The sequence below is a fragment of the Rhizobium sp. CF142 genome (genome assembly GCF_000281145.1).
Taxonomy (GTDB): domain Bacteria; phylum Pseudomonadota; class Alphaproteobacteria; order Rhizobiales; family Rhizobiaceae; genus Rhizobium.
Map to the genome: position 1 here is coordinate 26,427 of NZ_AJWE01000061.1, position 26,188 is coordinate 52,614.

The following is a 26,188-nucleotide window of genomic DNA, read 5'->3' on the forward strand; positions in this document are numbered from 1 at the left end:
CCCTGCGGGCATCTCCCTCACAAAGGTGGAGATGGCCAGAGGCACCGGCTTCCTCAAAAGACAGGGGTGGCAAACTGTGCAAGGTCCAGGAGGCAAGCCTGCGCGCTAAGCTTATCCACTCGCGCGATCTTCACCTGTTGACCCAATCCTCAATCACTGGCGCCGCTTCGCCGCGCTTCGGCCTGAAGACGCCTAGGCAGAGCCTAAATACGACGACAATGAACGCGCCAAGCCCAAATACACCGAGAAGAACGCCGAAATAAATCTCCAGCGGAAGATCATGAAGTCCCCAGAAATTCTCCTGAGCCCGACATTTTCCCCCGCTATAATCGCTGGTCAGTCTGCCACAATAGCCCGACGTTATGGGAAAAAGGTAGAAAAGCACGTCAATGACAAGCGGAAATGCAAGGCTAGCCAATAGTCCCTTGATTGGCGCCATGTTCGATACCAACTTTTGAGGTTTCCCTTCCGGCTTCCGAGCAACCCACGATAGCCAGCACAACAGGAAGACGACGCCGGTGCAAACCACTTGCGCTGTCAGCAAAATCGTCATGTGGTCGACTGACGGTCGCCAAAGATGGACGGCGAAGGCCGCAACGCCCGACACTAGACCCACGGCGGAAGCAAATAAGTTAAAGGAAAAGCCTTTACGTGTGACAAAAGAGAAAAACACACCATAAGCCGCAGCCATCGTAAGGCCCAAAGGAACCGGCCCGATCGCCCAGGGCAAGGAAAGATCAATCATCGCGCCCCATTTGTATGCTTCTCAATCGCCAAATAAAAACGACAGCTTGAAGTAAATAAACTCTTGCCTGGAAACTTTAAACCGCTGCCACAGTAAATTGCCCCACAAAACGGGCGCGGCGCCTCTCTTGTCAGTACGTCATCGTCAGCAGTTCAGGAAAATTGTAGTAACGCAACCGCTTGTCGTGGCAGCGGTAGTCGTCCTTTGTGGAGTCGATGATCCTATCATTTTTCAGGGCGATCCCGAGATACGACCAGCCGGGGACAGCTCGCTCCATCGTGCGCACGCAATAGGCATAGATCTTCTCGTTCGGTCTGAGGAGAACCACGCTTGAAATCTCGGCCTTGAGGAAATCCCCCGCCTTGATCCGTCCGCGCAGAATATCAATGTTCATGTGCCGCAATGCGCTCGACGGAGGACGCTGAGAATCCGCAACGGATTGCGGTGCCGGAGTTTTTTGGCAGCCCGCCAGTGTCATTACCGCGGTACAGAGAAGTACGGTCGTCCTCATTCAGCTTAGTCCCCCAAACACGCAATGCACGAAACAGACAATACTTCATGCAAACTTTACGAGAACAATATCCAGAACACACGTCATTGCAACATTCCCCTTGTGTTGAGCCAGATCCGCGATCTCCGAAAGCAGAGGCCCATCTTCGGCTCTGATCCGCGCATCCAGCCTTGCGATCTGCTGGGCGCCGTTGCCGTCGTCAAACCGTTGAAGCGCAGATGTTAGCTGTGCCGAATTCATGGCGAATGTAGCGGCCGGCAACGCAACGACCGCACAGAAAGCGGCCAGGAATTTATAGAGAGACATTCAAAATACCTGCTGATGCATTTTGATATCGGCGCTATCGACTGTCTCCTCGCGCTAAAATTCAGCGGCCGTCGGTCAATCGATCATCGTGGAAAGCTCCAGTCCCTGTCGGTTACTATCCGCATCGACCTGACTTGTGCCGGAGATAGAGAAAAGCACGATGACATCTTCCCTTGCAGACGGCCGCACGGCTCTTACGCTCCCATATATCGGACCATCTGAAGTTTGCGTCTGACCAGTTGCAACGGCGGAAGCTTCTCCGCGAAACTTCATTGAAACCACCGACGGCGCAGATATTCCCGCGCCTGTCAGTGTGCCACGGGCAATTTGCGCCAACCCGGCGTCACTATCGACTTTTACGGCACCCTTGATGCTCGCAAGGGTCAGGAAATTCTGACCATCCAGATTCACGGAATAGGACGCCACTTTAGCTGCAGCCCCATTGTCAGCGGCCAGATCCTGCTGCTCATAGACGAATGGCAACAATGACATCACGCGCAACCCGGCTTCCTTGAGCTGCCATTCTTGCGGTTTGCCGCTCCATGTCGGATTTGCCAGCAATTGTATCCGGAAAAACGATGCATCGATGCCGGTCTTGACCTGCTGGATCAACTCCGGGGTGATAAACACATTCGTATCCCCCGATGAATAGGACGTTCTCTCGGCAGCGGCCTGAAGAATCGTATCTGCATTTTGCAGACGGGGGATGCTGGCGGCCCGCACGGCCGGGTTCGGGTTATTTTCAATCTTCTTTCTAGCCGAGACAAACCCATCGGTTTTCACGACTGCCCGCGCCGCATAGCTCCGTTCAACGGATGCCCAAGCCTCCCTCTGGAAATCGAGACCATCCAGTATCATCGGGCCAATCGTGGCGGAAATATCCTGCTCCATGCCGGGATAGTAATCCGGGCTCGCTTTCACCGCCCCCCAAAATTCCGCGTGCAACTTCTCGGTCAGATAGCCATCTACGGCCGCCGCCGTCTTGAATATGGCCTGCTGACGTTGCGAAAAATCCTCCGCATCGACCGGCGCGGTGAACAGGCTAAAGCCAACAAACACAAGTGCAAAAATTCTAAACATCAAATCCCCCAAATGCTGATCTGGTGCTTAGCACCAGAGAGGAATAGGTCAAGCTTTTCCACAGCGCTGGGTTGCGCAGTTCAGACGAGAAATAGAGGCGCCGTGCCGTTGGCGATCGCGACCGGCCCGAGTGCGGCAAGCCAGAACGCCATCGCCACCGGCCTGCTGGGCGACATGATCTCCGCGACAGTGCTCGCCATCTTCGTACCGGCCTTCTTCGTCTGCGTGCTGAAGCTGATGCGCACGAAACGCCCTGTCCTCGACGAGGAAACCCCGCAGCAAGAAACCCCGCCAACCGCCCCGGCCACCCACCCCTGACCCGGTGACCGGTGCGCTACCTCCCGGCCTTCGAAAGAGCCCGGGAGTTTTTGTTTTTTGGTGGGTGAAAACGAGCACGACACAACAGCGATGCCCCAGCAATAGACGCCCCCGCCACCCGGTCCTATATCTGCTGTCAGCCTCTCACCGCCCGAAACCGCAGCAACCAGGGAAGCCGATGCCATCCACCTTCATCGCCAAGGGCGCCGACGCCTATGAAGCCAGCATGGGCCGTTGGAGCCGCAAGCTCGCAGACCCCTTCCTCGCCTTCGCCGGCGTGCCCTCGCACGGCCGCGTCCTCGACGCCGGCTGCGGCACCGGCAGCCTGACGCTGGCGCTCGCAGCCCATCCTGACCTGACCACCATCGAAGCCCTGGATTTCGAGGAAAACTTCGTCGCGGCCCTCAGCGCCCGGACGGATGACCCGAGGATATCGGCCCGCCAGGGCGACGTCTGCGCCCTGCCCTATGACGACAAGAGCTTCGACGCCGCCTATTCCCTGCTCGTCCTGCACTTCGTCTCCGACGCCGACAGGGCCATCACCGAAATGCGCCGCGTCCTCAAGCCGGGCGCCACCGCTGCCGCCGCCGTCTGGTCCCACGACGGCATGCCGAGCTGGCGCCTCTTCTGGAACACGATCCGCGCCATCGAACCTGAAGCCGAAGGCAACGGCATTCCATCAGGCCCGCGGCCGATGACCTCCGAGGGTGAGTTGCGGGCGCTGTTTGCCGGCGCTGGTTTTGCCGATGTCACCGAGGCAAGGCTGACGATCACGATGAACTACGCCGATTTCGACGATTTCTACCTGCCGAAGGTATACGGCCAGGGACGGTTTTCTGCGTTTTTCGAGGCGTTGCCGGAGGCGAGACGGAAGCAGCTGCGGGAGGCGCTGAAGGCGGCCTATCTGGATGGAAGGTCAGAGGATGGGCCACGTGGGTTCGAGAGCGTGGCCTGGGCGGTGCGGGGTGTGGTTTGAGGTTGCGTTGTTCCGTCAGTCTCATGTGGAAAATTGTGCCGTGCGATACCCCCCTCTGGCCTGCCGGCCATCTCCCCCACAAGGGTGGAGATTGGCTGGGAGAACCGGCTTCCCCACACAACCACCGTTGCAAACTGCTCAACGCTAGCGATGTACGAAGGTCGTGCCACGAGTCGATCTCCCCACCTGTGGGGGAGATGGCCGGCAGGCCAGAGGGGGGTGCCACACGGCAAAACGGAATAGCCGACACCGTGCGCTCCTACGAGGCGGTACCCCGCCCATACGGATGGAACACGGCCAGCCCAAACCTCACCAAGCCTGCTGCGTCGGCATCACAAACACCTCGGCAATATCCATATGCCGCGGCGACTGCAGCGCAAACAGCACCGTCTCGGCAATATCCTCGGCCTTCAGAAACTCCATCTGCGTCTTCAGCTCCTCCATCTGCTGGCGCGCCGCTGGATCGGAAATCTGGTCATAGAGTTCGGTCTCGACAGCACCCGGCTGCACGCAGGTCACGCGGATATTATGCTTCTTGCCGAGCTCGATGCGCATGCCATCCGACAGCGCGGTGATCGCATGTTTCGTCGCGCAATAGACCGTCAGGCCGGCAAAGACCTTGCGGCCAGCAATCGATGAGGTGTTGACGATATGGCCGGATTTCTGGCCGATCATATGCGGCAGTACGGCGGCGGTCGTGTTCAGCACGCCCTTGATATTGACGTCCACCATCCGGTGCCATTCCTCCGTCTTCAGCGCCTCGATATCCGAGAGCGGCATCAGCCCGGCATTGTTGAAGAGGATATCGATGCTGCCGAACGCCTGCGCCAGTTTCGCCACACCCGCCTCGACGGAGGCGGCATCAACGACATCCATCTCCAGCGCGATGGCCTGACCGCCCGCTCGGGCGATCTGCGAGACGAGCTCTTCCAGCCGCTCGCTGCGGCGCGCCGCAAGCCCGACCTTGGCGCCATTGGCTGCAAGCTTGAGCGCCGTGGCAGCGCCGATCCCGCTCGACGCGCCGGTAATGAGAGCAGTTTTTCCTTGGATTGACATGTTCATTCCCTTTCGTTGCCGTCCCTGAGGCGGCTGGTTTCGACGGGAACAAACTAGAAAAATCAGACCGGCTCTTCGCGCGGCCGCTTGCTGAGACTGTCGCGGATTTGCTGCAAACAGGAGCAATTCCAGCAAAACTGCGCAGCGACCTTGCGCCCGGAATGCGCAGGACAAAAGGCGCTAGCCGCGATAGTCGCGCGGGCTGACGCCCACCTGCCGCCGGAACACCTGCGCGAAATGGCTGGGGCTGGAATAGCCGAGATCGAGCGCGATCGAGACGATGCTCCGATCCGTCTCCCGCAGCAGCCTGCGGGCCTCGGCCATCTTGAGCTGGATGAAATAATCCGATGGCGACGAGCCGGTCGACTGCTTGAAGACGCGGGAGAAATGAAAGGCGCTAAGCTCGGCCTCCGCAGCCAGGCTTTCGAGATTGAAGGCCTGATCGAGCCCCGCCTCCATCAAGCGAACCACCCGCTGCAGCTTGAACGCCGGCAACGCCCCGCGCCGGACGGGGGCCGATGCATCTTGGCTGCCGTAGTGCCGCACGAGATGGACGGCGAGCGCCTGCGCAATGCCCTGCACATACATTTCGCTCGGCCCGGCCGATCCCCTCAACTCCCCAAGGATCATCCCCATCAACCCCGAAATCGTCTCGTCCCGCTCCCCCGAAATATCCGCCAGCCGAAACCCTTCGCCGCCCTCGGCCCCGAAGACCTCTGCAACCGCCCGCTGATAGATCGGCAGCCCGAGATAGAGATGCATGACACAAAGCGGCTCCCCGCCGCGCGTCTCCCACCGCAGCTCATAGGGCGTCTCACTGTGCGTCAGATAAAAATCGCCGGCGGAGACCTCCACCGGCATCCATTCGCCGCCGATATCCCGCTCCTCGATGCGAGCCGAGCCCGAGACGATCCAGACCAGCAGAGGCTCGGCAACGGCGGGGACGAGGAGGTTGGTTTCGAGCGGTTGGTGGGAGAGAAGGTGGACGGAAATGGTGCTCCATGCCGGGCCGTGGCTCCGGGCGAGAAGGCGGGCGTGGATACGCTGGCTCAAGGCTTCGGGAGTGGATTTTTCGGGCATGCAGGTTTTTAGAGCCATTATCGCTGGATTGATGTTGAAGCACACAGGCGACCGCGTCTGTCGATCCGCGCAACAAGCAACTGACAACAGCAGTACCGTGGACTCCTCGCGCCACATCGATGCTATACTGAAATTTATGGTAGCATATTACGCCGAAGCACAATGAATCTGACATTCGAGATTGACTTCCAAGGCAAACGTCGAAGTGAAATATGCTCCAGACATTTATAACAAATGAGTCCTGAATTGAGTCGCGGTGATAACGACTTCAAGGCACAAACCAAACTGCAACTCGCCCAGAGGGTAGGATGGCTTTGTTCGAACCCCGACTGCCCAAAGCTGACCGTCGGCCCTCAAAAAGGAGCTGACGGCTTCGTCAAGCTTGGAGAAGCAGCCCATATAACGGCCGCCTCACCTGGTGGTGCCAGATATGACGCTTTACTCACGGCGGAAGAACGCCGTGACTTCTCAAACGGGATTTGGCTATGCCGCGACCACGCGCACCAGATTGATCACGATGAGACGCATTTTACGGTTGAGATGCTCCGCCGCTGGAAGAGAGATGCGGAAGCTCGAGCCTTTGAACAACTAGCGACGGGTGGTATCGCGAAAACGATTAGTCTCGGACCGGAGCTGATTGAGGAACTCCGCGGACTTGCAGCATCTCTCAATCTACCGGCGGAAGAAGACCTCCCAAATATTCAGCAACGCTTGAGAGAATCGGCATCTAGACATCTCAATGCATTTGAGGGGCTTCCTGAGTGGCCAGTGCATGCGGTCAAACTACGCATGGAAGTCCAGTTCTCCTCGAGAAACCACAGCGTTCTTGATGTCGATCGACTAGGGCCAGCGCTACAGGCTGTAGGAGAAATCTCCATCGTTGCGGCGCCGGGGACCGGTAAAAGCACCACGCTCGTCCAGCTCGGTCGGCGACTTGTTGACCAAGGTCCCATCCCAATACTGATACCTCTGGCAGAGTGGGCGTCGGATGCCGGCGACTTGTTCGCTTGGACCGTAAACAGAAATGCCTTTTTAGGTACACGGTCAGAGCATTTGAAGTTCCTCGCTCATCACGGAGAACTTGCCCTTTTGCTCGATGGGTGGAACGAATTGGAAGGCGATGGGCGTAAGCGGCTACTTAGTCAGCTAAAGGGACTCAGACGCGATTACCCGCTTCTACTTATATGTATGAGTACGAGGCAACAGACGATCCAGGCTCCTGTTAACGGACCTCAGATTCAAATTCGTCCATTGTCGCAGCAGCAGCAACTAGTCGTGGCAAGAGCGCTCAAAGGAGATGCGGGCGAGCAAGTACTAGATCACGCGTGGCGTACTGCCGGTTTACGCGACCTTACAGCCATTCCGCTATATTTAAGTGTTCTACTTGATGTTTCAGGCATCAATGGGTTGCCTAAAACTAAAGAGGAGATCCTTCGCAGATTTGTTGAGAAACATGAAAGCGTACCGGAGCGAGCTGAGATCCTGGATCAGGAATTGCACGGACAGCATTCGAAAATTCTCGAAGGATTGGCGATCGCTGCTATGGTTGCCGCCAACACCACAATCTCCCAAGATAAGGCCTTTAGCGTCATAAAAGAAATTCAAGAGCGCCTTATAGCAGAGGGGCAGCTTGCGTCAGCAATACAACCAAAGATTGTCTTGGAGATTTTGGTCAATACGCACATTTTAGAGCGCACGGCCTCAGCAAGCTTTTCCTTTCAGCACCAGCAATTTCAGGAGTGGTACGCCTCACATCACGTCGAGCAACAGATGCTGGCAGTTCGTAAGCCGAAACCTATTTTAACTGACGAGTTCTCTGTCACTGTACTTGATAACCGCTCCTGGGAGGAGGCAATTCTCTTTGCTGCAGAACGGTTGGGCCGCCGTGATAGTCAAGGTGTCGAAGCAATAGCGGCAATCATTGCGGTCTGCCTTCAACTCGATCCAATGCTTTCCGCCGAAATCCTTGTGCGTAGTCCGCCGGCCGTTTGGGGCAAGGTTGGGGATGAAATCCAAAAATTTGCAAGACAGTGGCATCAACTAGGCAAGGTGGATCGTGCAGTAGCTTTCATGATAGCGACCGCCCGACCGGAGTTTGCCGATGTCATTTGGCCACTGATAGCAAGTAGCGACTCCCAAATCCAATTGCCCGTCCTCCATTCTGGCAGACGTTTTAGAGCAACTGTACTCGGCAGCCACCTGGAGAACGACATCGCATCTCTAGACGAGAACATCCGAGAAAGACTTTTGTCTGGACTTATCCATGAAGGTGATGCGGATACACTGAATTTGGCAGCAGAGCTTGCAAAGCGGGATACCAGCGCTAAGGTCAAAAGCGAGGTTTTTGGCGCGTTGATGTTTCGCCTTGCGGAAAAGCAAGCAAGAGAACTGCTATCCTCCTCCGACGATGAAGTCTGGAAGCGAGTTGCCGCCCAAGGTTATGCTGAAGATGTCTCCAATAAGGAGATAGCGGATCGCCTTCAGGCATTGCAGGATTCACTTCTTGAAAAAGAGGGCAGCTTAGCACCCTTACTTGAGGTGTTGATCGAACAAGAACCGATTCCGCATCAGCGAATAGTCGAAATAATTGCGAATTCCAAATTTGATATCGACGCTAACAAATCTGGATGGGCTCTTGGCCGCGCTCAAAAGCGAGCCCCTGCGGCTGTCGCGGAAGCGATGCTGCTGCGTCTGAAGGAAGGCTTACCATTGCCTTGGCGACCCGAGGAGTATCTTACAGGCGTTCCAATTCAAGACGAAGGGCCGATATCCGAAACCGTGTTAGGTGACCAATTTTCGCACGAGCAAAAATTGAGTGCTGCGCGTGTTGTAGGCCCCCTCACCGTTAAGGCAATGATCGACAAGCATTCGGCTCAGTGGACGGACAAAAATGCACCGAACGGGCATCTCTCCGAGGAAAACTACAAAATACGGCGATTGGAGGAGAACCTAATTTTAGCTACAAGACCGCTGGCATTCTTCGACGCAATTTGTACCTTCGATGAAGCGGCTCAGCCGGAAACTATAAGCGCACTCGCTCGCCTAATATCCAGACATGGCGACGATCCCAACCAAAGCGAACTATCTTTGGATGCCAACCAGCATGCGCAGGTGGCTACAGTTTTAAGTAAATGGGCTAAGAAGCTGCTCGCCTCGACAACCGCCACTCGCCATGACCTAGCCGAGGTCGTAGCGGCAATGAAGCGACTGCCAGATCCTCGTTATGTTCCTTTGATTGCCAGGATGTTAGACGAGGATTTGTTGCAACGACGCGCGGCGCGAGAAGCATGGCGGGCACACAGATCTAGGGGTAGCATTCCGTCCGATGTCTCAACCTCCTATTCCTGGACCTACCGCGATGCCCTAGTCGCAATTGGTACAGACCAAGTCAAAGAATTGCTAATAAAGTATTTACGTGATCCTGACTTCTCTGAGGATGCAGCGATAGGGCTTAAACTAATCCTAGAAAAGGTAGTGGTTAGGCGAGAAAAGGATAAAAGTCCCTTTCGTTCTTGGCCGGATTTCAGTCTCGCAAAATTAAATCGGGCGAGAAGAACAGCAAACAAATTAGAGTCTACAGATATCGCCGAAGCTATATTTACGGTGGTAGCTAATATGGTCTCAGACAATGCTGACACACAAAGGCTGATTAAGGCCTCTAGATTGGCGGGGATCGCAGCTACCATGCCTCACGGTGATAGGCAAATATTGTTGCAAACTTTGCTCACAGCCCCAATTTCCGCGCCAGCAAAGTTATATCTGACAACTAGCATGGTCATCGGAGGCATTACCATCGAAGCCAACGTATTGCACGGTGGCCTACAGCAGCTTTTTGCAGAAGCCAAAACTCAATCATGGTTATTGGGCACTGACAACTCCGAAGTATTCAAATGGATCGAACTATTCCCCTTCTCTGACGACCCGCTAGCAATTCTGCTAGCACTGGACATAGCCAGAGAGCAATTACGCTCGGTAGCACCTTGGCAACTGAGAGGTCTCCTTGTGGCCATCGGTAAAATGCCTGGGCCGGCTGCCAATCAAATGCTGTCATTGTTGGTGGAGTGGCAACCCGGTCTATTAAAGGAGTACGAATGGTATCGCTCGCTGCTCGCAACGTGGACCCCAAACTCTCTTGAATTGTTGGAGAATATCTCCGCGGGCAGATATGGAACTGAGAATGATGTTAGTTTCGGCGGCTATCAATTGCCTAGCGAAGTGGCAAATCTGATAAAAACAATGACAGACGGCGAAGAAGTATTGATTGAAAGATTCGAGAGAGCAAACGTCGCCACACAAAAGCAGTTTCTGGCGAGTGTTATTTCCGAATTTTCCAGCACCGGTTCATTTCTGACGTTAGTGAAGGATTCCGTCGGAAGACACGTTCTAAATCAACGACTTGATATGACATTGCGAGAACACGCATATCGACACAATGCTCTCACGCCCGACGGCAACAGCTACGAATTGATCCCAGCGGACGCCAGCTCGCTTCGCAGAGATTTGTTCGAGTTGTTTATATCAAGTGACGCAGATATCGCTTCTTTCGCATTAGCGTGCCTTGAAACGATAGAGGATCTTCGAGATCACTTCGGTGGCATTGATTCCGAGCCGCGTCATCCTCACATCTTAAGCGGCCGTCCTTGGCCAGAGATTGCTGCCACGGGATAGCACATCAATTTACGCCCCCACCACCCCTCCAGCCTTCTTCCAAGCATCAATCCCACCCTCAATATGGCACGCACTCCCCACCCCCGCATCCTGCGCCGCCTGCACCGCCATCGCCGACCTCTCCCCGAACGCACAGTAAAACACCACCCTCTTCCCCGTCGCCACTGCCAGCTCATGCAGCATCCCGCCCTCTGACAGGTTCTCCTGCAGATCCGCATAGGGCGCATGCAGCGCGCCCGGGATCACCCCGTGCCGCTCCCGCTCGTTCTTCTCGCGCAGGTCCACGATCACCACATCCGCCCGCCCGCGTAGTCCCAGCGCCTCCTTCGCGCTCACCGCCCAGCCCTTGCGGGCGATCTCGTCCTGGTGGAGGCCGATGTGGATGTTGGCGGGGACGGCGACGTCCATCATTTTCGGGTTGGGCAGGTGCAGGTTGTTCATGAGGTCGACATATTCGTCGATCGATTTGACCTGCAGGCGGGGGTTGAAGCGTTTTTCCTCGCCGATGGTGGAGACCGTGTCGCCCTTGTAGTCATGGGCGGGGAAGAGCAGCGTTTCCTCCGGCAGGCGGAGCAGCTTGTTGAAGATCGAGTCATATTGGGCGCGGGGATCGCCGTTCTGGAAATCGGTGCGGCCGGTGCCGCGGATGAGCAGCGTGTCGCCGGTGAAGATGCGGTCGCCCATCAGGTAGGAATAGGAATCGTCCGTATGACCCGGCGTATAGAGCACGTCGAGGCTGAGGCCCTCGATGCCGACGCGGTCGCCCTCGGCAACGCGCATGGCGACGACATCCGCCTTGGTCTGCTCGCCCATCACGGTGATGCAATGCGTCTGGTCGCGCAGCGCCCCGAGCCCGGTAATGTGGTCGGCATGCAGATGCGTATCGACCGCCTTGACCAGATGCAGGTCCAGCTCGCGGATGAGCTGCATGTAGCGATCCACCTTTTCGAGCACCGGATCGATGATCAGCGCCTCGCCGCCGCGCCTGGAGGCGATGAGATAGGTATAGGTGCCGGAAACACTGTCGAAAAGCTGTCGGAAAATCATGGTCGCCTCCGTAATGTACTCATCTTGACGCCGATGCGAACGGATACTGGCTCTGCAGCCGATGATATCCTTGCAGGGAAAAAAGCGGAAGAAGCGGGCGGGGACGGATGGCAGATCCGCCCTCGCCTAATCTTGGTAGCTGACGTAAGGCGATGTAGCCTTGCCGTTACGTCATGGCCCGTAATCAGGTCAGGATCGGCTGCGGCACGATGCGGATATAGGGCTTCGGCTCCTTCCAGCCCTGCGGGTAGAGCTGCTTTGCCTCATCATTGGAAACCGAGCCGGCGATGATCACCTCGTCGCCCGGCTTCCAGTTGACCGGCGTTGCCAGGCGATGCTTGGCGGTGAGCTGCAGGCTGTCGATCACCCGCAGGATCTCGTCGAAATTGCGCCCCGTCGTCATCGGGTAGGAAATGACGAGCTTGATCTTCTTGTCCGGGCCGATGACATAGACATTGCGCACCGTCTGGTTATCGACGGCCGTGCGCCCTTCGGATGTCTCGCCGGAAGCGGCCGGCAGCATGTCATAGAGCTTGGAGACGGCAAGCGAGGGATCGCCGATCATCGGGAAGTTCGGCGCCATCCCTTGCGTCTCGGCAATATCCATCGCCCAGCCGGAATGCCTGTCGACCGGATCGACCGAGAGGCCGATGATCTTGACGCCGCGCTTGTCGAATTCCGGCTTCAGCCGCGCCATATAGCCGAGCTCCGTGGTGCAGACGGGGGTGAAATCCTTCGGGTGGGAAAACAGGATGCCCCAGTCCTTGCCCAGCCATTCGTGGAAGCTGATCATGCCGTCGGTGGTCTCGGCGGTGAAATCGGGGGCGATGTCGTTGATACGCAGTGACATGGTCTTGGTCCTCTCTTGTTTTGCCGGCGCTTCGGCCGGGGTCGCGAAATCTGGGTTGATCCTCTCTGCGCTGCTTTGGGTGTGTTGCCATCGCCAGCGCCGGATGTACGATGACGACATTACGCTTGAGCCCGTTCCTCCAGCGTTCCCCGAGGCAGCTTTCGCTGCGGCGGGCGGGAACGCTGCCACGGGCACCCATTTCGGCATGGCATTTTTCAATCATTCCGGGCCGCGATCGGGCCTGATCTGACAGGGGCGCAAGGTGAAAATCTCCATAGATCTGCTCGGCCGCTTTGCCGTCCGCATCGATGATGCCGAAATTCCTTCCGCCGCCTGGAAGCGCGATCGCGCCGCCGCCATCATCAAGCTGCTGGCGCTCTCGCCGGAACATCGCATCCACCGCGAACAGGCAATGGAGGCCTTCTGGCCCGATCTCGATGCGGAAGCCGCCGGCGCCAACCTGCGCAAGGCGCTGCATTTCGCCCGCAAGGCGATGGGCGCGCCAGAAGCGATCGGTATAACAAGGGAAATCGTCGCCTTCTTGCCCGAAGTCGATGTCGAAACCGATGTCATCAGGTTCGAGTCTGCCGCAAAGGCTGCGCTGCGCAGCAGGGATGCGGGCGAATGCGAGGCGGCGGCCGATCTCTATGGCGGCGCGCTCCTGCCGGACGATCGCTTCCTCGAATGGCTGGATGCGCCCCGCCAGCGCCTGCAGCAGCTCTATGTGGAGACGCTGCGCACTGGCAAGCTATGGCGCCGGCTGATCGCGCTCGACCCGACCGACGAGGAGGCGCAATGCGCCCTCATGCAGGCAGCCCTTGACGCCGGCAACCGCACGGAGGCGATCCGCCAGTTCGACCAGCTGCGCGAAAAGCTGCGCGCCGAGCTCGGCGTCGGCCCCAGCCGCCCGGCGATCGAGCTTTACGAGCGAGCGCTGGCTCTATCGGGCGCGCAGCCGACAGCACCGGTGGAGCGCATCCGCGCCGCCCTCGCCTGGGCGCTCGTGCATCTGCAAAGCGGAGAGTTCGGCAAGGCGGCCGATCTCGCCCGCCAGACCCGCGCCGAGGCGCTGGATGCGGGGCTCGGCCGCGAAGTCGGCGAAGCAGCGGCGATCCTCGGGCTCACGGCCCATATGCAGGGCCAGTGGCGGGAGCTTTTCCGCAGCGAATTCACCGAATGGGTGAGGAAGCGCAGCGCCTTCGTGCCCGCCGTTTTCGATGGCCATCTCTGCCTTGCGGAGTTCTGCCTGTGCGATGCGCGCGGCCACGGGCTGATCCATGAAAGCGCCGAGGAGCTGCTCGGTGTCGCCGACGAGGCGAAATCCGCCGCCGGCCGTGGGCTCGCCTGCCTCATCCTCGGCGAGATCGCCCGCTGCGCCGGCAATCTCGATGAGGCCGAACGGCTGCTGACGGAGGCCGAGCGCCTGCATGTGGAAGCCAATGCCATTTCCGGCCGGGTGCTGGTGCTGGAGCGGCTGGCGGAAATCGCGCTCGCCCGGGGCCAGAAATGGCGCGCCGCCCGCTTCATCCAGAAGGCATTTGCCGATGCGCAGGCCTCCTGGCTCTCCGGCCACCTGCTGCTCCGCCTGCAGGCCCTCGCCGTGCGCTCCGCCACCAGCAAGGAGAAGCTGGCGGATGCCATCCTCACCGGCGACCGGCTGCTGACCTCAGGCAGCTGCCAGCCCTGCTCCATGGGCCTGCGCACGGCCTCCGCCATCGCCCTCGCCCAATCAGGCGATCTCGACCAGGTGGACCGCCGCCTGAACGAGGCCGAACGCATCGCCGGCATGTGGCAGGGCGGCCCCTGGGCGGCCGCTCTGTGGGAAGCGCGCGGTGTCCAGCGCCAGGCCCAGGCCAACAGGATTCGCGCCGTCGCCGCCTTCGCCGAGGCCGCCGCCCGCTATGAGGAGCTCGGCCGGCCGCTCGATCAGGCGCGTTGCCTCACCCAGATGAACGAATCGCAGATCGGCGTTGCGGTTTGAGCAGTCAAAAAGTCACACAAATCGCCGTTTTTACTGTGCAAAGATTGCGTAAATGCCCGGCGGAAAGTACCGCCGGGCATTTATTAAGCAATAGCTGAAATAATTTCCCCGAGATTTAAAAAGTGAAATTGCGGTTCCATTATTCCAGCCTACAATGCTCCACGCTGGATGCTGCAAACCCAGTGGAGAAGGGTTGCCCACAGCTCTAAATCGGGCCTCCCTTCTCCTTCCATACCGCAAGCGCCGATATGTTGCTATTACGTGCGTAACATCGTGAACAGGCATTGAAGAAATCCCCAGGACGGACCGGGGGCTGCACGATGACGTGATCTCCTTTTTATTGAAGAACACAATCTGCGCCCTAGAACGTTCCCGGGGGACGTTTGAGGGAATGTCTATGATCAGAGATAAAATGTCGGCGAGCCAGACGCCGATGCAGGAAGAGGACGTCGCCCTTTGCCAGCGCGTCTTTGAGCATATCTGCATGGCAAGGCATATCGCCAGCGACGGCGAGCGCGAGGAGCTGGCTGTTCAGATCCTGCATTTTTATCAGCATGGGGTGAAAGACCAGGGCAGCTTGGAGCGGCTGCTGATGTAGATGGGGAAACGGCCGCGGAGGGCGTGTGCCGCGTGACACCCTCTCTGCCTGCCAGCGGAGCAGACTGCCTTTCGCGCCTATGCTACACTCCGGCTCGAGAGCATGCTCATCGAGGGGACCGGCATGGAACGCAAGCTCGCAGCCATTCTCGCCGCCGATGTCGCCGGCTATTCGGCGCTGATGGAGCAGGATGAGGCCGGCACGTTCCAGCGACTGAGGGCCGATCACCGGGAGTTGCTGGAGCCGGAAATCTGCAAACATAACGGCCACATCTTCAAGCTGATGGGCGATGGATTGCTGGCCGAATTCGGCAGTGTCGTCGATGCGGTGGAATGCGCCGCCGCCCTGCAGCGCGGCATGATCAGGCGCAATGCCGGCGCTTCGGAAAGCACCCCGCCAGAATTCCACCCCTTGCAAATTCGGATTGGTATCAACCTCGGCGAAGTGATCGTCGAAGGTGAGGATCGTTATGGCGAGGGCGTGAACATCGCCGCCCGCCTGCAGGCCCTTGCCGAGCCCGGCGGCATCTGCGTGTCGGGCAAGGTTTCGAAGGAGGTCTCCGGCAAGCTCGCCTTTGCCTTCGAGCCGATGGGCGAGCAACGCGTCAAGAACATCGCCGAACCGATCGCCTGCTACCGCGTGAATTTCGATCGGGGCATGTCTTCCCGCACCGAGCCGCGAGCGCCGAAGAAAATATCGATCGCCGTCCTGCCCTTCAGCAACATGAGCGGCGACCCGGAGCAGGAATATTTCTCCGACGGCATCACCGAGGACATCATCACCGACCTCGCGAAAATCTCCGACCTGCATGTCGTCGCCCGCAACACGACCTTCACCTACAAGGGGCGTGCCGTGAAGATCGAGCACGTGGCCCGCGAACTCGGCGTCGCCTTCCTGCTCGAAGGCAGCGTGCGCAAGGCCGGTGCCCGCGTCCGCATCACCGGGCAGCTCGTCGACGGCAGGGATGGCAGCCATCTCTGGGCGGAGCGCTACGACCGCGAACTGACCGATATCTTCGCCATACAGGACGAGATCGCCCACGCCATCATCGAACAGCTGAAGGTGAGATTGCTGCCGGCCGAGAAGGCGGCGATCAATACCGCGCCGACGGAAGATGTCGAGGCTTACACCTATTACCTCCGGGGCCGGCAATTCCTGCACATGTGCTCGAGATCCTACATGCTGCTGGCGCGGCGCATGTTCGTGAAGGCAGCCGAGATCGACCCCGACTATGCGCGGGCCTATGCCGGCATCGCAATCTGCGATTCCGTTCTCCATTCCTGGCAATATGCCGACATCTCGATCGAGGGCATCGTCGCCACGAGCGCCAGGGCGCTGGAACTCGATCCCGACCTCGCCGACGCCCATGCCGCGCGCGGCCTCGCCCTGCAATATGGCGGGCAGCGCGAACAGGCCGCCGCCGAATTCGAGCTGGCGCTGACGCTCGATCCCGATCTGCATGAGGCTAACTATTTCTTCGGGCGCTTCTTCTTCGAGAATGCCGATTTCGAAAGGGCCGCCGTCCTGTTCGAACGGGCCACCAAGCTTCGCTACGACGACTACCGCTCCGCCGTTCTCCTGGCCTGCGTCTATCTCAAGCTTGGCCGCCACGCCGACATGGAACGGGCCGGCCGGCTGGGCCTGGAGCGAGCCGAACGCGAGCTCAGCCTGCATCCGGAGAATTCCAGCCCCGCCCAACTGGGAGCACTGGTGCTGGCCTATCTCGGCGAGTACGACCGCGCCAGGGAATGGGCAGCACGCACGCTCGCCATCGACCCCGAAGATCTCAACGCCATGTACAATATCGCCTGCGCCTATCTGAACATGGGAGACCATGAAGCGGCGCTCGATCTCTTGGAAAAAGTCATCCCCCGCGCCTCCGCGCATCGCTATTGGTGGAGCAGCGATCCGGACCTAGACCCGATCCGCGATCACCCACGGTACAAGAGGCTGGTTGAGAGGCTGACGGCGGGCGGGTGATCAACGCAGTTGACCTCCGCATACGAGCCCTACCTAAAGCCCGGCAGATATGTTCAGGAGGCTATGGTGACGGTACCTATCGAGGATTACGCCCTTATCGGAGATTGTGAAACCGCAGCACTCGTATCCAGAAACGGCTCGATCGACTGGCTGTGCTTTCCGCGTTTCGACTCTCCCGCCTGCTTCGCCGCCCTGCTCGGCACCGAGGATAATGGCTTCTGGTCGCTCTCGCCCTCGGGCGGCAAATACAGCGTCTCGCGCCGCTACCGCGAAGACACGCTCATTCTCGAAACCGAGTTTCAGACCGAGACCGGCACCGCCGTCCTCACCGATTTCATGCCGCTGCGTGATGGAGCGAGCGATCTGATGCGCATCGTCGAGGGCAAGAGCGGCACCGTCGCCTTCGATATGGAGCTCAACCTTCGCTTCGATTACGGGCGAACCGTTCCCTGGGTCACGCATGGCGAGGATGGCGGCATCATCGCCATTGCCGGCCCTGATAGACTGACGCTGAACTGCGCCGTGCCGCTCGAAGGCCGCGGCATGAGCACGATCGGCAGCTTCGAGGTTGCGGCGGGCGAGAGCCAGATCTTCACGCTCACCTGGTCCCCCTCGCATCTGCCGCCGCCGGCGCTGCGCCAGGTGGAATATGCGCTGCCGGACACCGAGGAATTCTGGTTATCCTTTGCCGCGAAATGCCCCAAGGTGGGCAAGTGGACGGATCAGGTGAAGCGCTCCCTCATTACCCTGAAGGCGCTGACCTACATGCCCACAGGCGGCATCGTCGCGGCCGCCACGACCTCCCTGCCCGAAAAGATCGGCGGCCCGCGCAACTGGGACTATCGCTATTGCTGGCTGCGCGACGCGACGCTGACCCTGCTCGCCCTGATGAAGCTCGGCTATTACGAGGAGGCCCAGGCCTGGCGCAGATGGCTGCTGCGGGCGGTTGCCGGCGCACCGGCACAGATGCAGATCATGTATGGCGTAGCCGGCGAGCGCAACCTCTTGGAATGGCAGGTGCCCTGGCTGAAGGGCTACGAGGGCTCGGCGCCAGTGCGCATCGGCAATGCCGCCGCCGAACAGGTGCAGCTCGATGTCTATGGCGAAGTGGCGGATGCCATGCTGCAGGCCCGCAAGGGTGGGTTGCCGGCGCATCCGCGCGAGCGCGAACTGGCAAAGGCCATTCTGCCTTTTCTGAAAAAGGTCTGGGTCGAGCCCGACGAGGGCATATGGGAGGTGCGCGGCCAGCGCCAGCATTTCACCTATTCCAAGGTCATGGCCTGGGTGGCCTTCGACCGCGCCGTCCAGATTGCCGAGGCCGACGGCGAGCCCGAAGGCGCCGCCCGCTGGCGCGCGCTCGCCGATCGCATCCATGCCGAGGTCTGCGAAAAGGCGTTCAATGCCGAGCTCGGCTGCTTTACCCAGGCATACGGCTCCAGGGCGATGGATGCCAGCCTCCTGCATCTCGGCATGGTCGGCTTCATTGCGCCTGACGATCCACGCTATGTCGCGACCGTCGAGGCGGTGGAGCGCAAACTGCTGCGCGATGGCCTGCTGCTGCGCTACGAGACACAGGAAGTGGATGACGGCCTGCCGCCAGGCGAAGGCGCCTTCCTCGCCTGCAGCTTCTGGCTCGTCGACGCCCTCAACATGATCGGGCGGCGCGACGATGCGCTGAAGCTGTTCGAACGGCTGCTTGATATCTGCAACGATGTCGGGCTGCTGGCGGAGGAATATGATCCCGCTGCGAAGCGAATGCTGGGGAATTTTCCGCAGGCGTTCAGCCATATCGGGTTGATCAATAGCGCCCTGAACCTGGCGCGGGCGGAAGGGCCGGCGGATCAGCGTTCGGCGTGATGGGTGTGCGGGCCTGGTTGGTGGAAGAGCAGCGGAAGGACGGCTAGCGTAATGGGTGAGTTGGGCGGCGGCGGTTCCTCCTCTCCCTCATTCCTGTGCTTGTCACAGGAATCCAGCCGGCTTGCGTCTGCAAGCCGAGAGGACTCTTTGAAAACGTGTCCGGCATCGGGCATTTTCAAAAGCCTGAGGGTCGTAAGATTCCTCCGCCGCGTGGACACGCGGCTGCTGGATTCCTGTGACAAGCACAGGAATGAGGGAAGTTGGAGTTGCCGTGGGTGCCCAAAGCCAAGTCGACGCTTAAAAGCAAGGTTTGCGCCCGAAGAAGACACCCCCACTATTCCAAAATCCGAACGATTCATTCGTTTCCCTTTTGTACTCTCAACCCCTTCCATTTCACGATGACAACAGCCATATTCCGCGCATGGCAAAATCTCCGAAGAAATCCCCCGCCTCGACCGGTTTCGAGGAAGCCCCCCAATCGTCATTCGAAGGCGCCCCGCTCAGCGGCAGCGTCTCCGATTGGGTGAAGCAGCTCGAGGCGGATGCCGAGCAAGCTGGCGTCGAGAGCCAGCGTGAAATCGCCTCCAAGGCGGGCAAGCACCGCAAGAAGGTGGAGAACGAGGCGCGCAAGCATACGGAAGCCGTCAGCGTCAACAAGAAGGCCACCGTCAGCAAGACGGCGCGTGGCGTTTCCATCGGTGGGTCAAGCGATCCGAAGACGCGTGCGGCGGCCGGTCTCAACCCCGTTGCCGGCCTGGATATTTCCCTTGAAGATGCCGGCAGTCTCGCCAACGGCGGCGTCACGGCTACGGTCGAAGCGCTGTCGGCGCTGATCGAGAGCGGCAATCCGCTGCACAAGAACGGCAAGATCTGGACGCCGCACCGCCCTGCCCGGCCGGACAAGTCCGAAGGCGGCATCGCCATCCGCATGTCCTCCGAATACAGCCCTGCCGGCGACCAGCCGACGGCGATCCGCGATCTCGTGGGCGGGCTGGAAACCGGCGAGCGCAGCCAGGTCCTGCTCGGCGTCACCGGCTCGGGCAAGACCTTCACCATGGCCAAGGTGATCGAGGAAACGCAGCGCCCGGCGCTGATCCTCGCGCCGAACAAGACGCTGGCCGCCCAGCTCTATTCCGAGTTCAAGAATTTCTTCCCCGACAACGCGGTGGAATATTTCGTTTCCTACTACGATTATTACCAGCCGGAAGCCTATGTGCCGCGCTCCGACACCTATATCGAGAAGGAAAGCTCCATCAACGAGCAGATCGACCGCATGCGCCACTCGGCGACGCGCTCGCTGCTCGAACGCGACGATTGCATCATCGTCGCCTCCGTTTCCTGCATCTACGGTATCGGCTCGGTCGAAACCTATACGGCCATGACCTTCCAGATGAATGTCGGCGATAGGCTGGATCAGCGCCAGCTGCTGGCCGATCTCGTGGCCCAGCAATACAAGCGCCGCGACATGGATTTCCAGCGCGGTTCCTTCCGCGTGCGCGGCGACACCATCGAAATCTTCCCGGCCCACCTTGAGGATGCCGCCTGGCGCATCTCCATGTTCGGCGACGAGATCGACGCCATCACCGAATTCGACCCGCTGACGGGACAGAAGACCGGCGACCTGAAATCGGTCAAGATCTACGCCAACTCGCACTATGTAACACCGCGCCCGACGCTCAATGCCGCGATCAAATCCATCAAGGAAGAGCTGAAGGGCCGCCTGGTGGAGCTGGAAAAGGCCGGCCGCCTGCTGGAGGCCCAGCGCCTGGAGCAGCGCACCCGCTACGATGTGGAAATGCTGGAGGCCACCGGCTCCTGCCAGGGCATCGAGAACTATTCGCGCTATCTCACCGGCCGCGACCCCGGCGACCCGCCGCCGACGCTGTTCGAATATGTCCCCGATAATGCCATCGTCTTCATCGACGAAAGCCATGTCACCGTGCCGCAGATCGGCGGCATGTACCGGGGCGACTTCAGGCGCAAGGCGACGCTGGCCGAATATGGCTTCCGCCTGCCCTCCTGCATGGATAACCGCCCGCTGCGCTTCGAGGAATGGGACGCCATGCGCCCGGATACGATCGCCGTGTCGGCAACGCCGGGCAGCTGGGAAATGGAACAGGCCGGCGGCGTCTTCGCCGAACAGGTCATTCGCCCGACCGGCCTCATCGATCCGCCCGTCGAGGTGCGCTCTGCCCGCAGCCAGGTGGATGACGTGCTCGGCGAAATCCGCGAGACCGCCGCCAAGGGCTATCGCACGCTGTGCACCGTGCTGACCAAGCGCATGGCCGAGGACCTGACCGAATATCTGCATGAACAGGGCGTGCGCGTGCGCTACATGCACTCCGACATCGACACGCTGGAGCGCATCGAGATCATCCGCGACCTGCGCCTCGGCGCATTCGACGTGCTCGTCGGCATCAACCTGCTGCGCGAGGGCCTGGATATTCCGGAATGCGGCTTCGTCGCCATTCTCGATGCCGACAAGGAAGGCTTCCTGCGCTCCGAGACCTCGCTGGTCCAGACGATCGGCCGCGCCGCGCGTAACGTCGACGGCAAGGTCATCCTCTACGCCGATAACATCACCGGCTCCATGCAGCGCGCCATGGACGAGACCACCCGCCGCCGCGAAAAGCAGATGGCCTATAACGAGGCGCACGGCATCACGCCCGAAAGCGTCAAGGCCAAGATCTCCGATATCCTCGACTCGGTCTACGAGCGTGACCACGTGCGCGCCGATATCTCCGGCGCCTCCGGCAAAGGCTTCGCCGATGGCGGCAACCTCGTGGGCAACAACCTGCAGACCCATCTCAACGCGCTGGAAAAGAGCATGCGCGACGCCGCCGCCGACCTCGACTTCGAAAAGGCCGCCCGCCTGCGCGACGAAATCAAACGCCTCAAGGCCGTCGAACTCGCCGCCATGGACGACCCGCTGGCCCGCGAAGAAGCCAAGTCGATGGAAGGCATCCGCCGCAACGCCAAGGCCACCAGCGAGTCCCTCCCCTCAAAGGGAGGGAAATCGAACGGCAAGGCGGATGAGAGCGCCACGCCCTCCTACTTCGCCAAGCCGGAACTGGACGACATGGGCGGCCGCAACGCCAACGGCAAGACCCTTTTCCGCCGCAACACGCTGGATGAGATGACCGTGGGCCGGACGGAAAAGCCGGTGACGGGACACGTGCCGGAGAAGCCGGATGCGGCGAAAGGCACGCAACGGTTTTCACCGCTGCTGGAGGGCCAGCCGGAGCGCGATGATGTGCGGCCGCTGGTGCGCGGGAAGACGGGTGTTGGGAGCTATGAGGATCCGGGCGAGCAGAAGCGCAAGAGCCGGACGAAGGGGAAGACTGGGCGGCCGGGGCGGTGAAGCGGTGAAGCGGTGAAGCGGTGAAGCGGTGAACACACCTCGCCTATTTTTGAAATTCTAGAAGATGCTCATAACGCATTCTTCTCGATAATGAATTCGGGCTCTGCGCCGACATTGGAAGATAACGCCGATTATCTGGTATCTCTCTCATGGCTTCGGAGCAAAGAGACATTCCCGAATGCTCTGCTGCGCGCTTCAGAATCTCACTGTTCTTTATGTATTGACCACGTAAAGAGGAATTCCCAACGACGTAAAGCGCTTTCCCACCGTCGCGCAAAACTCTGCGCGCCTCGAAAACTTGAGCGAGAATGTCGAATATGTAACGACGTACAAAACCCAGCTCTCTCTGCGCAAGACCAACCGGTACGATATCCTCGAGAACGGTCTCGACAAATTCTGCCGCATGACCACTGAGCATTTTTTCACTGCCGATCGCCATAGAACGGATGTCTCGAAGCTCTGAAATCTTGTAGCCGAACCAAATCAACGAGAACTTGTGTCCGCGCATATAGTCGATTGCATTCAAGTAAGGAGGAGAGGTTATGATTTGGTCAAAAAAGCCGGCTTCGATCTCGGTCAACTTCCGCGCATCGGCTTCTCTAACAACCGCACTCCGCTTTAGGTTCTTCTTCTTGAGAATTTTAAGCACATAAGCGACTGAAGCCGAAAAATGCTTCAGGATTTCAAAGTCACTGTCCTGAATCACCTTGTGAGGTCGACTGTGTGCAGTGTCGCGCGCCAAAGATGCCTTGGGTTCTTTTGTGACAATAAGCCTGCTCAGCGCGATCTTAAATACATTCAGGAGTTCGGCATCAGCGGCAAAAGGCTTCTCAACCAGTAAATATGAAAAGGCTCGCAGCTCACGTGCCTGCCTCTCTCCAAACCAATACTTGATGAAATCTTCAGTTTCTTTATCGGAGTCAATCCATGGCAATGCCGGATGTTCGTCAACCAATCCCGCTACAGCTGCCACAAAGTCAGGAAGCAATCGTTCGCATGCCGCAAAATCTACGACCGTGGCCGACACCTTGGAAATCAAGCGCGCCAACGGATCAATGTCGAACCCCCAGGCCGCTAAACCACTTTCCGAAGCCTGAGACACAACCATCCCAGAGCCGGACATAGGATCCAAAATCCGGAAATGAGCGGGCAGATCGCGTAAATTCGCAAGCGCGATTTCTGGTGCCATTCTGGCGGGAAAAGGATGGACGTGCATTAGCTGTTGTTATCCGAAATATTGAGTGATCGAGTCAGGACCGCCAGCGAATCCCTGCTGATTTTGGATGAAAGAACTCCATCTTTTCCGGAAATGGAATACATTTCCTTCAGCTTCCTCCGAATAGAGACAGCTTCTTGCTCGTGAAAATTATCGTCCAACACATCGGAAAGCTGAGCATAATTAACCGTGGGAATCCCATCCGAGTCACATACGAAAGCCACTAGGCAATCGCCGTACTGCCCTCTAAGACCAAGGATATACTCTTGATGTTCTCGGTGAAAATTAAATGTCCAAGGCCCCTTCCGGGATCGGCTATACTTAATATATATGGGTACCCGATCGTTCAGAAGATAAAATCCCTGCATTTCCAAGTTTTTTATCTTAATTCCATCCAAAACCTCAGCTGACAACCTTGAAAATACGCTCCCATAGTAGAATTCATAATCCCTGATCATCGTCTATTCTGCATAAATTTGACAGATTTTCCGTTTATTTTATAGAACAAGCGGGCTTTTCCATGCTTATTGTAGAACATCTTCAGATGATGGCGTGCGCCGGGCACCGGGCCTCTGGCAAACTCATTGGTTGAGAAGATTCCCTTGCTTCGCCTTATGTTTTCAATTTCTTCATCGGTATAATTTGATTTAGCACCGCCGAACTCACCGGCGTTATGGAAGCAGACACTACCGTCATCTAAACTTGCGTCCGAACTGATATACTCGAAGACATAGCTCGGGAACAAATCTCCTGGTAAAGCCTCCCGAAGTTCAATTAGCTTTTCTTCGTCACTGATACCCTGTTTAGCCATAAGACGGTTGAAGCGCTCAATATCAAAATCAAAGGGGGCGAACGACATTTCGCCACCTTCAAAGTCAACGGAAGAACGATCAATTGAAGCTGCTGAGGTCGGTGCAGTCTTGTGGTCAGAAAGCCAAACCGGGGCACCTTTTCCCGACCTGATTGCCTCAACCGCGAGCTTGTGAAAAGCGAAACATTTGCTCCAGTTCTCAATCAGGTCATATGGGATCCAGAGTTGAAAGAATTCCTTATAGCGATTTCGAGCGCCGAACATTCTCGCGCGTTGGATGTATGTGTCTTGCGTAAATTTTCCCTTTACGCTCCTGGTGAAGTACATAGATAGCAAATTTTCGAATGTAACGCCTCTTGATATAATATTTCCGCCAGCACCAAAACAAAACAAACTGCTTGGCTTGAGCAAATCAACAATATCACTCTTCTTATCACGCGAATTCACGACAAAAACCTGATTCTTATTGATATTTCTAAGAACAAACTCGACGACAGACTCTGGATTATCGGGATTATATTCTTTTGAAATGCTCAATAATTTTGCACAATGACCATCGAAATTTGCATTGGCCGGATCAGAAAGAACATCAATAGTTTCATGTATAACTTTTACATCCTCGCTGTGTTCGTCCATCTTTCCGCTCGTGTGAACAAGCATTGAAAAATTCTCAGTAACACCTCGCTGATGTTGCTCAGCAACACCACAAAGAAAGTGGAATATCGCGTTACGCAGCTGCACTCTCTCGCTTCCCTCTCCCGCAGGAAAGGTAAAAAGTCGATACGACACTTGCCCATTTTTTGGGAAAAAGAAATCTTGTCCGACATAAGCTGCGTGTGGCTTGAAATTGATCCATTTCTCAGTGTTATTGTCAAACGTATTATTTAAATCCAACCGAGCCGGGGTTGCGGTAACGCCGACATAGACGCCATTTTCACCAAGTAAGCCGTAAATAAGAGAGTTGATTTTAGTTCGATCCTGTATATTAACCTTAGAATTTGGTGTGGCATAATCTGCTTCATCATCGATAATTATTACTTTCTTCATGAAGCGAAGAGATTCTTTAAGCTTTTCCAGGTCTCTTGCGTTCTTCTTAGAAAAGATGATCCACTGCTTGCCCTTAAGTTTCCGCGCTTCTACCGGGAGTTCCGAAAATTGCTTTGGTGATGGACTAAGGCCGGCTTGTCGGAAGCGGGAGAGGCTTTGCATTAAAAGATCGACGCTATCAGTCAAAAGATTGACAATAACATCACAGCCTTCATCTAATAAACGAGCATTAAGCGCTATCATCATTTCAGTCTTTCCGCTCTGCGGTTCACCAAAAATGACGAAGGCTTTAGTATTGCTCTCTTTAATATTTTTTACAGCACCTTCAACTGTAAACTCTATGTCGTTTGTGGTTATGCCCCTTGCGTTCAAAGTACGAATTCGATCTATGTATTGTGTGTTACCAACGTTTCCGACGAAATTTTTCCAGTCCATTTATAGCCTCCCGTGCTGGAGTTATTTTATACGTGTTACAACCTGATTCTACAACCGATCCTGTGGCCGGCTTTTTTGCGAAGGTCCCGAACTTCGCCGCCCCGAGGTCGACCCCGTCCACTCTTTACTGATCCAGAACCTCGCTCGCCTAGCCGCTACTTGTGACCGACTATGTTGAGGAATAAAGCGCACGTCCCACCCCCAAAAATCCCCCTCCACCCAAACCCGCGACTCCTGCTACACATCCACCGCCCACCAGAAGGAA

At 57.7% G+C, this 26,188-nt stretch carries 17 protein-coding genes and 1 pseudogene; 8 read left to right on the plus strand and 10 right to left on the minus strand.

Annotated elements, in window-relative coordinates; translation table 11 throughout:
* Positions 1–130: 130 nt before the first annotated feature.
* The 4 genes from PMI11_RS15030 to PMI11_RS15045 form a co-directional block, all read right to left on the minus strand.
* Complete coding sequence (locus tag PMI11_RS15030; protein ID WP_007818441.1) at positions 131–745, minus strand: hypothetical protein; 615 nt, start codon at positions 743–745, stop codon at positions 131–133.
* A 130-nt stretch (positions 746–875) separates the two neighbouring features.
* The gene (locus tag PMI11_RS15035) at positions 876–1,256 is read right to left on the minus strand and encodes a hypothetical protein (RefSeq protein ID WP_037071412.1); all 381 of its coding nucleotides are present in this window, start codon (positions 1,254–1,256) and stop codon (positions 876–878) included.
* A gap of 45 nt (positions 1,257–1,301) precedes the next feature.
* Positions 1,302–1,562, minus strand: coding sequence for a hypothetical protein (locus PMI11_RS15040; protein WP_007818443.1), 261 nt, complete (start codon positions 1,560–1,562; stop codon positions 1,302–1,304).
* 75 nt (positions 1,563–1,637) lie between these two features.
* Positions 1,638–2,642 (minus strand): hypothetical protein, encoded by a 1,005-nt coding sequence (locus PMI11_RS15045; protein ID WP_007818444.1) that lies wholly within the window; start codon positions 2,640–2,642, stop codon positions 1,638–1,640.
* Between the two features lie 96 nt (positions 2,643–2,738).
* On the opposite strand from PMI11_RS15045, the pseudogene PMI11_RS15050 reads away from it, so the two are divergent.
* Positions 2,739–2,960 (plus strand): annotated as a pseudogene (locus PMI11_RS15050) (efflux RND transporter permease subunit); the annotation flags it as partial.
* Positions 2,961–3,138: 178 nt separating this feature from the next.
* Complete coding sequence (locus PMI11_RS15055; protein ID WP_007818446.1) at positions 3,139–3,936, plus strand: class I SAM-dependent methyltransferase; 798 nt, start codon at positions 3,139–3,141, stop codon at positions 3,934–3,936.
* A 309-nt stretch (positions 3,937–4,245) separates the two neighbouring features.
* Here PMI11_RS15055 and PMI11_RS15060 read toward each other — a convergent pair whose 3' ends face one another.
* Positions 4,246–4,992, minus strand: coding sequence for an SDR family oxidoreductase (locus PMI11_RS15060; RefSeq protein ID WP_007818447.1), 747 nt, complete (start codon positions 4,990–4,992; stop codon positions 4,246–4,248).
* Between the two features lie 180 nt (positions 4,993–5,172).
* A complete protein-coding gene (locus PMI11_RS15065; protein WP_007818449.1) occupies positions 5,173–6,072 on the minus strand; it encodes a helix-turn-helix domain-containing protein in 900 nt (299 codons plus the stop codon).
* A gap of 246 nt (positions 6,073–6,318) precedes the next feature.
* Here PMI11_RS15065 and PMI11_RS36005 point away from each other — a divergent pair, with 246 nt between their 5' ends.
* Complete coding sequence (locus PMI11_RS36005; RefSeq protein WP_157179635.1) at positions 6,319–10,740, plus strand: NACHT domain-containing protein; 4,422 nt, start codon at positions 6,319–6,321, stop codon at positions 10,738–10,740.
* A gap of 9 nt (positions 10,741–10,749) precedes the next feature.
* On the opposite strand, the gene PMI11_RS15075 is transcribed toward PMI11_RS36005, so the two are convergent.
* Positions 10,750–11,787 carry an MBL fold metallo-hydrolase gene (locus PMI11_RS15075; protein ID WP_007818454.1) on the minus strand — a complete coding sequence of 346 codons (1,038 nt, stop codon included), beginning with the start codon at positions 11,785–11,787 and terminating at the stop codon, positions 10,750–10,752.
* 184 nt (positions 11,788–11,971) lie between these two features.
* Positions 11,972–12,637: a peroxiredoxin gene (locus tag PMI11_RS15080; protein ID WP_007818456.1), complete on the minus strand. Its 666-nt coding sequence runs from the start codon at positions 12,635–12,637 to the stop codon at positions 11,972–11,974.
* A 262-nt stretch (positions 12,638–12,899) separates the two neighbouring features.
* Here PMI11_RS15080 and PMI11_RS15090 point away from each other — a divergent pair, with 262 nt between their 5' ends.
* The 5 genes from PMI11_RS15090 to uvrB all read left to right on the plus strand — a co-directional run bounded on the left by PMI11_RS15090 (position 12,900) and on the right by uvrB (position 22,414).
* Positions 12,900–14,618, plus strand: coding sequence for an AfsR/SARP family transcriptional regulator (locus PMI11_RS15090; protein WP_007818457.1), 1,719 nt, complete (start codon positions 12,900–12,902; stop codon positions 14,616–14,618).
* Positions 14,619–15,030: 412 nt separating this feature from the next.
* A complete protein-coding gene (locus tag PMI11_RS15095; RefSeq protein WP_244430576.1) occupies positions 15,031–15,216 on the plus strand; it encodes a hypothetical protein in 186 nt (61 codons plus the stop codon).
* 123 nt (positions 15,217–15,339) lie between these two features.
* Positions 15,340–17,196, plus strand: coding sequence for an adenylate/guanylate cyclase domain-containing protein (locus PMI11_RS15100; RefSeq protein WP_007818461.1), 1,857 nt, complete (start codon positions 15,340–15,342; stop codon positions 17,194–17,196).
* Between the two features lie 66 nt (positions 17,197–17,262).
* Positions 17,263–19,053, plus strand: coding sequence for a glycoside hydrolase family 15 protein (locus tag PMI11_RS15105; protein WP_007818463.1), 1,791 nt, complete (start codon positions 17,263–17,265; stop codon positions 19,051–19,053).
* 421 nt (positions 19,054–19,474) lie between these two features.
* Positions 19,475–22,414 (plus strand): excinuclease ABC subunit UvrB, encoded by a 2,940-nt coding sequence (gene uvrB, locus PMI11_RS15110; protein ID WP_007818466.1) that lies wholly within the window; start codon positions 19,475–19,477, stop codon positions 22,412–22,414.
* A gap of 43 nt (positions 22,415–22,457) precedes the next feature.
* On the opposite strand, the gene PMI11_RS15115 is transcribed toward uvrB, so the two are convergent.
* The gene (locus tag PMI11_RS15115) at positions 22,458–23,630 is read right to left on the minus strand and encodes a hypothetical protein (RefSeq protein WP_007818468.1); all 1,173 of its coding nucleotides are present in this window, start codon (positions 23,628–23,630) and stop codon (positions 22,458–22,460) included.
* A gap of 454 nt (positions 23,631–24,084) precedes the next feature.
* Positions 24,085–25,923, minus strand: coding sequence for a Z1 domain-containing protein (locus PMI11_RS15125; protein ID WP_007818471.1), 1,839 nt, complete (start codon positions 25,921–25,923; stop codon positions 24,085–24,087).
* Between the last annotated feature and the right edge of the window lie 265 nt (positions 25,924–26,188).

Coding starts and splice junctions, on each gene's coding strand:
- PMI11_RS15125 (WP_007818471.1), bottom strand. CDS start 25,923: ATGGACTGGAAAAATTTCGTCGGAAACGTTGGTAACACACAATACATA.
- PMI11_RS15075 (WP_007818454.1), bottom strand. CDS start 11,787: ATGATTTTCCGACAGCTTTTCGACAGTGTTTCCGGCACCTATACCTAT.
- PMI11_RS15115 (WP_007818468.1), bottom strand. CDS start 23,630: ATGCACGTCCATCCTTTTCCCGCCAGAATGGCACCAGAAATCGCGCTT.
- PMI11_RS15030 (WP_007818441.1), bottom strand. CDS start 745: ATGATTGATCTTTCCTTGCCCTGGGCGATCGGGCCGGTTCCTTTGGGC.
- PMI11_RS15045 (WP_007818444.1), bottom strand. CDS start 2,642: ATGTTTAGAATTTTTGCACTTGTGTTTGTTGGCTTTAGCCTGTTCACC.
- uvrB (WP_007818466.1), top strand. CDS start 19,475: ATGGCAAAATCTCCGAAGAAATCCCCCGCCTCGACCGGTTTCGAGGAA.
- PMI11_RS15060 (WP_007818447.1), bottom strand. CDS start 4,992: ATGTCAATCCAAGGAAAAACTGCTCTCATTACCGGCGCGTCGAGCGGG.
- PMI11_RS15100 (WP_007818461.1), top strand. CDS start 15,340: ATGGAACGCAAGCTCGCAGCCATTCTCGCCGCCGATGTCGCCGGCTAT.
- PMI11_RS15080 (WP_007818456.1), bottom strand. CDS start 12,637: ATGTCACTGCGTATCAACGACATCGCCCCCGATTTCACCGCCGAGACC.
- PMI11_RS15035 (WP_037071412.1), bottom strand. CDS start 1,256: ATGAGGACGACCGTACTTCTCTGTACCGCGGTAATGACACTGGCGGGC.
- PMI11_RS15065 (WP_007818449.1), bottom strand. CDS start 6,072: ATGCCCGAAAAATCCACTCCCGAAGCCTTGAGCCAGCGTATCCACGCC.
- PMI11_RS15040 (WP_007818443.1), bottom strand. CDS start 1,562: ATGTCTCTCTATAAATTCCTGGCCGCTTTCTGTGCGGTCGTTGCGTTG.
- PMI11_RS15055 (WP_007818446.1), top strand. CDS start 3,139: ATGCCATCCACCTTCATCGCCAAGGGCGCCGACGCCTATGAAGCCAGC.
- PMI11_RS15095 (WP_244430576.1), top strand. CDS start 15,031: ATGTCGGCGAGCCAGACGCCGATGCAGGAAGAGGACGTCGCCCTTTGC.